This is a genomic window from Bradyrhizobium sp. SZCCHNS1022, from assembly GCF_032484835.1.
Taxonomy (GTDB): Bacteria; Pseudomonadota; Alphaproteobacteria; order Rhizobiales; family Xanthobacteraceae; genus Bradyrhizobium.
In genome coordinates, this window is record NZ_JAUETT010000002.1 from 826601 (window position 1) to 837953 (window position 11353).

Sequence of the window (11353 nt, forward strand, 5' to 3'; positions counted from 1 at the left end):
CGATGAGTATCGAAGCGAGGTCCCCTCCGCCGCAATACGCGCTTCGCCTGAAGCGCGTATTGGGCGGCCGCGCAGGGTGGAGCGGGTTCGTCCTGCAGATCCTGTTCGTCGCAGCGCTGGCGTGGATTGGCTTCGAGATCGTAGCCAATGTCCGCGCCAATCTCGAAGCTCAACGCATCACCTCGGGCTTCGGATTCCTGAACAATACGGCAGGCTTTGACGTCAGCCAGAGCCTGATTCCGTATTCCGGATCGAGCAGCTACACCCGCGTGTTCCTCGTCGGGCTGCTCAATACGCTGCTGGTCTCGGTCATCGGGATCTTCTTTGCCACGATCATTGGCTTCATCGTCGCGCTCGGCCGGCTGTCCCCGAACGGATTGCTGGCGCGCGTGGCGGGTGCGTACGTGGAAATCATTCGCAATCTGCCGGTGCTGTTCCAGATCCTGTTCTGGTATCTCGCCGTGCTCGCGGCGCTGCCTGCACCGCGGCAAAGCATCTCGCTGTTCGGAAGCTTCTATCTGAACAATCGCGGCTTGGTGATTCCATGGCCAATTGCCGAGCCCGGACTTGTGCCGTTCCTGATCGCGCTTGCGATCGCAGTGATTGCCGCGCTCGGGCTTCGGGGCTATGCGCGGCAGGAGCTGTTCCTGAAGGGGCATGAGATCCGGATCTGGCCCTACGTGATCGGCGTGTTGGTCGGGCTGCCCCTGATTTCGGCGCTCGTGTTCGGCAAGCCGGTCGAGTTCGAAGTGCCGGTACTGAAAGGATTCAACTTCGCCGGCGGCTCACGGGTCATTCCGGAATTCGTCGCGGTGACCGTAGCCCTGTCGATGTATACGGCGGCGTTCATCGCCGAGGTGGTGCGCGCCGGCATCCTGTCGGTGCACAAGGGGCAGATGGAGGCGGGCGTCTCGCTCGGCCTGTCGCGCGGACGAGTGCTGCGCCTCATTGTGATCCCGCAGGCGCTGCGCGTGATCCTGCCGCCGCTCACCAACCAATATCTCAATCTCACCAAGAACTCGTCGCTGGCGGTCGCGATCGGCTATCCCGAGCTGGTCTCGGTGTTCATGGGCACCACGCTCAGCCAAACGGGACAGGCGATCGAGATCATCGCGATCACGATGGGCGTATATCTGCTGATCTCCCTGATCACGAGTGCGATCATGAGCTTCTACGGCTGGCGACTGGGTAAGAGGCTCGGCGCATGAGCGACATCACCGCCCCCACCTTCATGCGTCAGGAACTGGTGCCGGAACGACGAGCGCCAGTCAGGACAACGGGACTGGTCGGCTTCGTTCGGACGCGGATGCTCAATTCACCGCTCAACGTCCTGCTCACGATCATCAGCGCGGCCCTGATCTGGTTTACGGTGGTCCCGGCGATCCAGTTCCTGCTGGTCGATGCGGTCTGGCACGGCCAGGACCGCGAGGCCTGCCTGGCGCAGAACGCCGGCCATCCGGTCGGCGCCTGCTGGCCCTACATCGGCGCCAAGATCACGCAGTTCGTCTACGGCTTCTATCCCGAAGCCGAACGGTGGCGCGTAAACCTCACCTTCCTGCTCGCCGTCGTTCTGCTTGTACCGCTGCTGATTCCGCGCATTCCGGCCAAGAGCCTGAATGCCGGCCTGTTCTTCCTGGCGTTGCCGGTGGTGGCCTTCTTCCTGCTCTATGGCGGCGGCCTCTCGGGCTTTGGCGTGAGCTGGACGGCGAGCCTGCTGGCGGCTTTTGCCGACAGCATCCAAAGCTCAGGCAGCGCATTGCTGCGTGCCGGCGCGAACACGCCCGGGGTCGGAATTCTGTTCTGGGCGGTCGGCGAGCTGATTGTTCTGATCGGCACGGTGGTGTCCTGGATCATCTCGCCGCTGACTTGGTTGCGGGGGGAGATCCAGAATTCGCATCAGCCGCTCTGGATCGATCTTGCGCTCACCGCCATTCTGGTTTCGGCACTGGTGTTGTTCCTTGGCGGCGGCCGGCGCGCGCTGGGGGCGGTCGTCAAATGCATCGTCACCTTTGCCGGTATCGGCGTCGTGATCGGCCTGATGGGCCTGGATCATGGCGGCCTTCAGGTCGTCGATACCAGGCTGTGGGGCGGGCTTCTGGTCACCCTGGTTGTATCGATCACGGGCATCGTCGCTTCGATGCCGATCGGCATCGCGCTGGCGCTCGGGCGTCGTTCGACCATTCCGCTGATCCGCATCTTCTCGATCGCCTTCATCGAGCTCTGGCGCGGCGTCCCCCTGATCACCGTGCTGTTCTTCGCCACCTACATGCTGCCGCTGTTCTTGCCGGGCAACATGACGGTGGATGGACTGCTCCGTGCGCTGATCGGCGTCTCGCTGTTCTCCGGCGCCTACCAGGCGGAAGTCATCCGCGGCGGCCTGCAGGCGATCCCGCGCGGGCAGGGCGAGGCGGCGAGCGCCCTGGGCCTGTCCTGGGCAAAGACGACCTTCCTGATCGTGCTGCCGCAGGCGCTGCGCCATGTCATTCCGGGGCTGGTCGGCTCCTTCATCTCGCTCTTCAAGGACACATCGCTTGTTTCGATCGTTGCGATCTTCGATCTGCTCGGCAGCCTGCGTGCATCGTTCTCCGATCCCACCTGGGCGACGCCGACCACGGCCTTCACCGGCTTCGCCTTCACGGGAATGATCTATTTCGTCTTCTGTTTCGGCATGTCGCGCTACGCGCTGTTCGTGGAGCGCCGGTTGAATGCGCACCGGCGCCATTGACCAGCATCGCGCAAGAGAGCTCAAAGTGATCCCATGACCACCAACCCGATCGTCAACATTGCCGCCCTCAACAAATGGTACGGCGATTTCCACGTGCTGCGCGATATCAATCTCGGCGTCGCCAAGGGCGAGCGTATCGTCATCTGCGGCCCGTCGGGCTCCGGCAAATCGACGTTGATCCGCTGCATCAATGCGCTGGAGGAATTCCAGGAGGGCGAGATCACGGTCGACGGCATCGAGCTCGGCCCCAACCTCAAGCGCGTGGATGAAGTCCGGCGCGAGGTCGGCATGGTGTTCCAGAGCTTCAACCTCTTTCCGCATCTGACCGTGCTGGAGAACTGCACGCTGGCGCCGATCTGGGTCCGCAACATTCCGCAGAAGGATGCGGAAGCCACCGCGATGAAGTTCCTGGAGCGCGTCAAGATTCCGCATCAGGCGCACAAATATCCCGGGCAGATGTCGGGCGGTCAGCAGCAGCGCGTGGCGATCGCACGTGCGCTCACCATGAATCCCAAGGTGATGCTGTTCGACGAGCCGACCTCGGCGCTCGACCCGGAGATGGTCAAGGAGGTGCTGGACACCATGGTCGATCTCGCGAAGGAGGGCATGACCATGCTGGTCGTCACCCACGAGATGGGTTTTGCCCGCGAAGTCGCTAACCGGGTCGTGTTCATGGACGCCGGCCAGGTTATCGAATCCAACACGCCGCAGGAATTCTTCGCCAATCCGCAGCACGCGCGCTCGAAGGTGTTCCTGAGCCAGATCCTGCGGCACTGATGAGGGAGCGAATAAGGGAGATTATTCGCTGATCCCTATTCACCTCACACGAATGGCGGCTTGATGTCGCTGCGCTTCTCCAGCCATGCCGGGACCGGCAGGTTCTTCGACCGCATGAACTCCGGATTGAACAGCTTCGACTGATAGCGATTTCCAGAATCGCATAGGATGGTGACGATCGTCTTGCCAGGTCCGAGCTGCTTGGCGAGCTGGATCGCGCCGGCGACGTTGACGCCGGTCGAGCCGCCGAGGCACAGGCCCTCGTGCTGCAGCAGGTCATAGATGATGCCGACGGCTTCATCGTCCGAGATCAGGAAGGCCGTATCGACCTTCGCGGTTTCGATGACCGGCGTCACCCGGCCGATTCCGATGCCTTCCGTGATGGAATCGCCAGGCGTCGATTTGGCTTCGCCGTGCTTGAACCAGTTGTACATGGCAAAGCCATGCGGATCGGCGCAGGCCGTGACGATGTCCTTGTTCTTTTCCTTCAGGTAGCGGCTCGTGCCGGCCAGCGTGCCGCCGGTGCCCACGGCGGAGATGAACCCATCCACCTTGCCGCCAGTCTGTTCCCAGATCTCCGGGCCGGTCGATTCATAATGCGCGTTGGCGTTGTCGAGGTTGTTCCACTGGTCGGCGAACAAGACGCCATTCGGTTCGGTCTTGCGGAGCTGATCGGCAAGGCGCCGGCCGACATGCTGATAATTGTTCGGATTGGAAAAGGGCAGAGCAGGCACCTCGACGAGTTCGGCGCCGCACAGTCTGAGCATGTCCTTCTTTTCCTGGCTCTGCGTCTCCGGGATCACGATCAGCGTGCGATAACCGCGCGCTGCCGCGACCACGGCGAGACCAATGCCGGTGTTGCCTGCGGTCGCCTCGACCACGAGTCCGCCCGGCTTCAATTCGCCGCGTTTCTCAGCCCCCAGGATCATCCATTTGCCGGCGCGGTCCTTGACCGATTGGCCGGGATTCATGAACTCGGCCTTGCCGAGAATGGTGCAGCCGGTCGCTTCCGAGGCATGCTTGAGCTTGATCAGCGGCGTGTTGCCGATCGCCTCGACGACGTCGTTTCGAATTGTCATGGCGCAATACCGTAAGGGATCCTCTGAAACATCTAGGAAGACCCTAGCGCGATATCCAGCCGCACGTAAGGCGCGGTGCAAGACGCGTTGACCGGCAGGTCGTTCAACGCTCCTTCGCGAACACGACCTGCCTGACGTCGATATTGCCGGAGAGGAATCCCGCCTCGCAGTAGGACAGATAATACTCCCACAGGCGACGGAAGCGATCGTCGAAGCCCGAGGGCACCAGGTTAGGCCAAGCCGCCCGGAAATTATTTCGCCAGATCGCGAGTGTCTTGGCATAATCTTGCCCAAAGATGCGCTCGCGCACGACAGGAATTCCAAATCGCTCGCCGAGTGTCTTCAGGATCTGCGGCGATGGCAGCATGCCACCCGGAAACACGTAGCGCTGGATGAAGTCGACTTCCCGGCGATAGTGCTGGAACATGCTATCTTGGATCGTGATCGCCTGGATGCCGGCCAAGCCGCCGGGCAGCAGTCGATCTCGCAACTGCGAAAAATATCTTGGCCAGAACTGCTCGCCGACCGCTTCGATCATCTCGATCGAGGCAATGCGGTCGTAGCGGTCGCGCTCGTCGCGATAATCCTGCAGCTTGATCTCGACCTTATCAGCCAGCCCGGCCTCGTGAATGCGGCGCTGGGCGAAATCGCGTTGCTGGGTGCTGATGGTGAGGCCGACGACCTTGGCGCCGAACGTCTTGGCGACATATTCGGCGAAGCCGCCCCAGCCGCAGCCGATCTCCAGCAGCTTCTGTCCGGGCTTGAGGTCGATGGCCTCGGCCAGCCGCCGGTACTTGTTCTTCTGCGCTGAAGTCAGGTCGGTCGTGTGCTCCTCGAAGATCGCCGAGGAATAGGTCATGCTGGAATCGAGCCAAGCCGAGTAAAACGCGTTGCCGATATCGTAATGCGCGTAGATGTTGCGCCGCGCTTGACGTCGAGTGTTCCGATTGAACCAGTGCCGTACCATCTGGGCGAATCGGATCAGCGGCTTGTCTTCGAGCATGGTCTGCAGGAGCTCGTGATTGACGCAGAACAGGTAGAGAAACTGCGTCAAGTCCGGCGTTTCCCAATCGCCGTTGAGATAGGCCTCGGCAATGCCGATGTCGCCGCCCTTGAGCAGCCGCGAGGCGAAGCCGTAATTGCGGAGGATCATGGCGGCGGCCGGGCCCGGCTCAAGCCCCCCGAGCCTGATCACGCGCCGGTCGAGCAGGGTCACGTCGAGCGTTCCGCGCCGCAGCTTTGCGCCGAAACCGAGGGCCAGCCGGGCCAGCCGCGGCAGGTCGGCGAGAACCTGATCGATATTGTCAGGGGTGACAGCAATCACGTCCGGCATGAGAGGTCCATTTCACGCAAAACGGCTCTGCATCCGAATGGTCGTGCCATCGGCGCAGCGTGGCAAGAACGAGCCTTCCGGACCAAAGCGCGCCGCCGGGGAGCCGTCAGCGCGGCAATATATTAAGCGTGGCTGTCCCGACTCGCCAAGCCGGTATTGGAACTCTGCGGACCAGGCTTGTCCGGACGGGGCACCAGGGCAATGCCCTTGAGCCAAAGCCGCAGCGCTTCCCAGTGGATGGCGGCAAAGACCTTGAAAGTGACAAGCGGAAGCGACACGAAGGCGTGCAGCAAGGCGGCCGAGGTCAGAGCGCGCCGGCGGCCGAGGAAAGTGGCGGCGAGCACAGGACCTTCTGGGCCGCTCTCCAGGATGCGCAGCTTGACCTCATCGCCCGGTGGGACGATGCGGAAATCGTAACGCATCGCCATGTCGATGAAGGGCGAGACGTAGAAAGACTTCTCCTGCGCCTGCCTGAGGCCCGCATCCGTGAGTTCGCCCGGCTTGACCGGCTGCACGTAAGGGGTGATATCGCCAAAGGTGTTGCGGACCTCGTAGATCATGAGTGCCAGACTGCCGTCTGCGCGGTAACAGAAATAGACCGACAGCGGATTGAACACATAGCCGAGCAGGCGCGGATAGCAGAGCAGCAGCACGCGTCCGCCGGAAAGGTCGATCCCGTGCGCGGCGGCGCTGGCTTGCGCATAGTCGCGCAGCGACGATCCGTCGCACTTGCCATGGTCGATCTCGCGAAAACTATAGAGCGCCCGGCGATTGGTGCCGAACAGGAAAGACTGCTGCCCCGCCTGGTCGAGCTGGTCGAGATCGATCAACAAGCTCATCACGCGGTAGGCGAAGCGATGGTGCCGTGGGCGCAGCCGAGCATGCATGACATCGCCGAAATAGAGCGCGGCGGCAGCTGGTGGCGGATCGGTCGTCGCGAAGCCCATGATCATTCCGCAGCTTGAGCGAGCTGTGGCGGCAATTTGCGCCAGGGCGCGACCGCGCCCAGAGCTTCCGCTGCGGCGAGGCCGGAGCGCAGCCCGTCCTCATGAAAGCCATAGCCGGTCCAGGCGCCGCAGAACCAGGTGCGGCGATGGCCTTGAATGTCCGGCAGTCGCTTCTGCGCGGCAAAGGCCGGGGCAGTGTATTGCGGATGCTCGCAAAGATACTTGCCGAAGGTGAGTTCGGGGGCCGGGGCAAAGGGCGGGTTGAGACTGACGAACAGCGGCTTGTCCGGGTCGATGCCCTGCAGATTGTTCATCCAATAGGTGACCGCGACGTCATTGAGCGGCGTGCCTTCGCGTTGCCAGCGCAGGAAATTCCATGAGGCCCAGGCGCGCTGGCGCCTTGGCATCAGCCTGATGTCGCGATGCAGGTAGATCGTGTTCGGGGAATATCTGATAGCGCCGAGAACGTCGCGCTCCTGCGTGTCGGCATCGCTCAGCATCGAAAGCGCCTGGTCGCTGTGGGCAGCGATGACGACGTGATCGTAGCTGTCGCGGTGGCCGAAGCTGTCGCGAACGACGACGCCCTGGGATGTTCGCTCGACCGCCGTTACCGCGCAGCCGAGCCGCAGCGAACCGCGAAAGGCGGACGTCAGTTTCTGAACGTAGTTGCGGCTGCCGCCCTTGACGGTGCGCCACACCGGCCGGTGATATTGCAGCAGACGATGGTTGTTGAAGAAGGCGATGAAGTTCTCGGCCGGAAAGTCGAGAATCTCGGAGGCCGGTGCCGACCAGATCGCCGCGCCCATCGGCGCCAGATAATCGGAGAGCAGGCGCGGGGCGAAATGGTTGCTGCGAAAATACTCGCCGAGCGAGAGGCCTGCGAGCCGGCCGGCCTTGAAGTCGGCGACGCTTTGCTCGTTGAAGGTGACAATGTCGCGCAGCATCCAAAGATACGACGAGGAGATCAGATTGGCGGGCTGGGCGAACAGGCCCTTGGCCGTCTCGAGCCAAGTATTGCCGCCGCCTTTCCATTCGAAGCGGCCTTCGTCCGCCGTAACCGCAAAGTTCATGCAGCTTTCGATCGTCTCCACGCCCAGGTGGTCGAAGAGGGCGGATAACTCGGGATAGTTGAGCTCGTTGTAGACGATGAAGCCGATATCGACCGCAATCGGGGCTCCATCATAGTCGATCGTGACCGTGTGGCTGTGGCCGCCCGGGCAAAGCTCGCGCTCATATACAGTAACTGGATAATGCCGTGACAGCGCCCAGGCCGCAGCGTTGCCCGCAATTCCCGTTCCAATCACTGCGACTCGCATTCAAAGCCCCCCGACCAGGATGTGCGAGATACGGTGCGTCCCGTGAAAGGTTTCAGGCGCGGCTTTGACAGCACAGCTGCGGTCAAAATGGTTCGCCGGATATGAAATCTTGGTAAGAATGCGGGCTGTGCTGAGGCCGCTTTGGCCGCAGAAAACCGCAAAAAATGCGGGGAATCCGTCCCATTCTGGATAGCGGAAGGAGATTGCCGCGAAGGGGACAGAGCTGCGGCAGGACTGTCCGTCGTGCGTTCGCGCGGGTAGTATGATCGGCAAGATCACAGGGAAGCATTACGTTCGTGTCCAGCTTGCACATCGTCGTCGACGAGGCCGCCCGCGTCTGCACCTATGCGCGCGTGCGCTCCGCCCTTGCGGCTTCTTCGGCCTGCGGAGACCGGATGTGACCCAGTTTGGCGTGATGACGGCGGCCAGGCCGGCACGCCCGCATTTGCGTCGTGCGATCCGATGGCTGGCGGCGGTCGGACTTGCGGCGAATTCGGCCGGCTGCCTGTTGACCCAGGATCTTCCGGATCCGGCGCTTGACGTCCCAGGTCGCTACAAGCACGCCGCAGGGGCGGATTCGGTCGCTCCTCCCTCCTTGGATTGGTGGCGCGGCTTCGGCTCGAAGCAGCTCACCGAGCTGATGGAGGAGGCGCAGCGGGTCAATCTCGACATCGCCGCGGCGGTTGCCCGTTTCAAGCAGGCCGACGCGCTGGCCCGGCAGGCCGGCGCAGCGCTACTGCCCAGCCTCACGGCAACGGGGCAGGAGACCTATTCACGCACCTCCGGATCCAGCGCCAGCGGCCTCACCAATGGCGGCCGCGAGGTCGTCAACTACCAAGCCTCGCTTGCGGCGAGCTACCAGCTCGACTTCTTCGGCCAGAACCGTGATGCGCTCCAGGCCGCCGAGGAAACCGCGATCGCGAACCGCTTCGATCGCGATGTAACGGCGCTGACCACGCTCGCGAGCGTCGCCAACGCCTATTTCCAGGTGCTCGCCGCTCAAGATCGTCTTCGTACCGCCGAGCGCAACATCGCCAGCGCCCAGCGCGTGCTCGATGCCATCCGCGAGCGGCAGAAGGCCGGCACCGGCACTGATCTCGACGTCGCGCAACAGGAGAGCGTGCTGGCCAACCAGAAGGCGGCCGTGCCGCCGCTGCGGCAGACGCTCGACCAGAATATCAATGCGCTGGCGGTTCTGGTGTCGCGCCCCCCCGAAAGCATCCATGTCAAAGGTGGTTCCCTCGACCAGATCAGGACGCCACGCGTGACGCCGGGGCTGCCCTCGGAGCTCCTGACGCAGCGTCCGGACATTCGCCGCCAGGAGGCGCAACTGGCGTCTGCAACCGCAAACGTCGGCAATGCACGCGCGCAATTCTTTCCGAGCATTCAGCTGACCGGACAAGGCGGCTATCAAAGCTCGGCGCTGGTGTCGCTGTTCCAGCCGCATGCCGCCTTCTTCAGCCTGGTCGGCAGTGCGACCCAGCCGATCTTCGACGGCGGCCGGATTCTCGGTAATTTCGAGAACGCCAAGGCACGCCAGGATGAGCTGTTGCAGACCTATCGCAAGACGGTGGTCCAGGCCTTCACCGACGTCGATAATGCGCTGTATTCGATCAAACAGACCACGATCAGGCTGCAGCTGCAGCGTGACGTGCTGGCATCGTCGCGGCGGGCGTTCCAACTCTCCGAACAGCAACTGCGCGCCGGCACTGCCGATATCGTGACCGTGCTGAATACGCAATTGACGCTATTTCAGGCCGAAGACGTGTATTGGCAAGCGCAGCTCGCACGGCTCCAGGCCATCGTGAGCCTCTATCAGGCGCTGGGGGGCAGCTGGGAGCCGAAAGTGGAGAAACCGGTCGATGCTCTTTAAACCGGACCAGAAACGAACCGACACAAAGGGTGAGCCTGTAAAGCGATCCAGGCGGGGCCGGCGCCTGGTCGCGGCCGTGCTGACGCTCGTGATCCTCGGTGGTCTCGGTTACATCGGGTGGAGCGCGATCCAGCAGCGGCAGGCCGGGCTGCGCATGCAGCGGCCGGACCTGCCGGTCCCCGTGCTTGCCGCGACCCCGATCACCAAGGATGTCCCGGTCTATCTGGACGGAGTCGGCGCGGTGCGCGCGCTCAACACGGTGACGGTGCGCTCGCAGGTCGACGGCAAGCTGATCGCGGTGAATTTCGTTGAAGGACAGGACGTCAAGAAGGGCGACGTGCTCGCCGAGATCGATCCTGCGATCTACCAGGCGCAGTACGACCAGGCGGTCGCCAAGAAGGCGCAGGACGAGGCCCAGCTCGCCAACCAGAAGCTCGATCTGCAGCGCTATGAGCAACTCGCGGCCAGCAATGCCGGCTCGAAGCAGCAGGCCGATACTCAGCGCGCGACGGTCGCGCAGCAGCAGGCGCTGATCAAGGCCGATCAGGCCGCCATCGACAATGCTGCGGCGACGTTGAGCTACACCAAGATCGTCGCGCCGCTCTCGGGACGCGCCGGCCTGCGCCAGGTCGACCAGGGCAACATCGTCCATGCGGCCGATGCGACCGGCCTCGTGATCATCACCCAGCTGCAGCCCATCGCAGTCCAGTTCAGCCTGCCGCAACAGCAGATCATGCGGGTCAACGCAGCAGCGGGCGCCGGGCCGCTTGCCGTCGACGTCTTCGGCAATGACGGCGTGACCGTGATCGATACCGGGACGCTCAAGGGCATCGACAACCAGGTGGATTCGACAACGGGCACGCTCAAGCTCAAGGCCGAATTTCCCAATGCGAAGTTCCAGCTCTGGCCGGGACAGTTCGTCAATGTTCGGCTGAAGGTGGAGACCCTTGCCAGCGCGATCGTGGTCCCGACCGCCGCCGTGCAGCGGGGGCCCGTCGGCACCTTCAGCTATGTGGTCGGCGAGGGCGATATCGTTTCGGCGCGCCCTGTCACGGTGACGCAGCAGAATGAGTCCGAGGCGGTGATCGCCAGCGGATTGACGTCCTCGGACCGGGTTGTGACCACCGGCTTTGCCAATCTGGCCGATGGTGCCAAGGTGATCGTCGGTCACGATGAGCAGACCCCGACCGCCGATCTGGCGCCACGCAAGCGCGGCAGCCGGAATGCGCAGGGCAAGGATCAGCCCAAGGAACAATCCAAGGGCCAGGCAAAAGGCGGTGGCGGGAGGCCGCAGCCATGACGC

The 11353-nt window shown here is 63.0% G+C and carries 9 protein-coding genes; 5 read left to right on the top strand and 4 right to left on the bottom strand.

All coding sequences use genetic code 11. The features are described 5' to 3' along the window. The first annotated feature begins 2 nt into the window (after positions 1 to 2). The 3 genes from QX071_RS17405 to QX071_RS17415 are packed head-to-tail and all read left to right on the top strand — an operon-like array spanning position 3 to position 3502. A complete protein-coding gene (locus QX071_RS17405; RefSeq protein ID WP_315703863.1) occupies positions 3 to 1208 on the top strand; it encodes an amino acid ABC transporter permease in 1206 nt (401 codons plus the stop codon). Beyond that, entirely contained in the window at positions 1205 to 2725 is a 1521-nt protein-coding gene (locus QX071_RS17410; RefSeq protein WP_315703864.1) for an amino acid ABC transporter permease, read from the top strand. Before QX071_RS17405 ends, QX071_RS17410 begins: the two co-directional genes overlap by 4 nt. Positions 2726 to 2758: 33 nt before the next feature. Further along, positions 2759 to 3502, top strand: a complete 744-nt coding sequence (locus QX071_RS17415; protein WP_315703865.1) for an amino acid ABC transporter ATP-binding protein — start codon at positions 2759 to 2761, stop codon at positions 3500 to 3502. A gap of 44 nt (positions 3503 to 3546) precedes the next feature. On the opposite strand, the gene QX071_RS17420 is transcribed toward QX071_RS17415, so the two are convergent. The 4 genes from QX071_RS17420 to QX071_RS17435 all read right to left on the bottom strand — a co-directional run bounded on the left by QX071_RS17420 (position 3547) and on the right by QX071_RS17435 (position 8177). Continuing rightward, positions 3547 to 4581, bottom strand: coding sequence for a cysteine synthase A (locus QX071_RS17420; RefSeq protein ID WP_315703866.1), 1035 nt, complete (start codon positions 4579 to 4581; stop codon positions 3547 to 3549). Positions 4582 to 4684: 103 nt separating this feature from the next. Further along, positions 4685 to 5914: a cyclopropane-fatty-acyl-phospholipid synthase family protein gene (locus tag QX071_RS17425; protein WP_315703867.1), complete on the bottom strand. Its 1230-nt coding sequence runs from the start codon at positions 5912 to 5914 to the stop codon at positions 4685 to 4687. 122 nt (positions 5915 to 6036) lie between these two features. After that, on the bottom strand, positions 6037 to 6861 hold the full coding sequence (locus QX071_RS17430) for a DUF1365 domain-containing protein (RefSeq protein WP_315703868.1): 825 nt from the start codon (positions 6859 to 6861) through the stop codon (positions 6037 to 6039). Between the two features lie 2 nt (positions 6862 to 6863). Beyond that, positions 6864 to 8177, bottom strand: a complete 1314-nt coding sequence (locus QX071_RS17435; protein ID WP_315703869.1) for an NAD(P)/FAD-dependent oxidoreductase — start codon at positions 8175 to 8177, stop codon at positions 6864 to 6866. A gap of 415 nt (positions 8178 to 8592) precedes the next feature. Here QX071_RS17435 and QX071_RS17440 point away from each other — a divergent pair, with 415 nt between their 5' ends. Beyond that, positions 8593 to 10050, top strand: coding sequence for an efflux transporter outer membrane subunit (locus QX071_RS17440; RefSeq protein ID WP_315704281.1), 1458 nt, complete (start codon positions 8593 to 8595; stop codon positions 10048 to 10050). Beyond that, the gene (locus QX071_RS17445) at positions 10040 to 11350 is read left to right on the top strand and encodes an efflux RND transporter periplasmic adaptor subunit (protein ID WP_315703870.1); all 1311 of its coding nucleotides are present in this window, start codon (positions 10040 to 10042) and stop codon (positions 11348 to 11350) included. Before QX071_RS17440 ends, QX071_RS17445 begins: the two co-directional genes overlap by 11 nt. The last annotated feature ends 3 nt before the right edge of the window (positions 11351 to 11353 follow it).

Coding starts and splice junctions, on each gene's coding strand:
- QX071_RS17425 (WP_315703867.1), bottom strand. CDS start 5,914: ATGCCGGACGTGATTGCTGTCACCCCTGACAATATCGATCAGGTTCTC.
- QX071_RS17410 (WP_315703864.1), top strand. CDS start 1,205: ATGAGCGACATCACCGCCCCCACCTTCATGCGTCAGGAACTGGTGCCG.
- QX071_RS17435 (WP_315703869.1), bottom strand. CDS start 8,177: ATGCGAGTCGCAGTGATTGGAACGGGAATTGCGGGCAACGCTGCGGCC.
- QX071_RS17420 (WP_315703866.1), bottom strand. CDS start 4,581: ATGACAATTCGAAACGACGTCGTCGAGGCGATCGGCAACACGCCGCTG.
- QX071_RS17445 (WP_315703870.1), top strand. CDS start 10,040: ATGCTCTTTAAACCGGACCAGAAACGAACCGACACAAAGGGTGAGCCT.
- QX071_RS17405 (WP_315703863.1), top strand. CDS start 3: ATGAGTATCGAAGCGAGGTCCCCTCCGCCGCAATACGCGCTTCGCCTG.
- QX071_RS17430 (WP_315703868.1), bottom strand. CDS start 6,861: ATGGGCTTCGCGACGACCGATCCGCCACCAGCTGCCGCCGCGCTCTAT.
- QX071_RS17415 (WP_315703865.1), top strand. CDS start 2,759: ATGACCACCAACCCGATCGTCAACATTGCCGCCCTCAACAAATGGTAC.
- QX071_RS17440 (WP_315704281.1), top strand. CDS start 8,593: ATGACGGCGGCCAGGCCGGCACGCCCGCATTTGCGTCGTGCGATCCGA.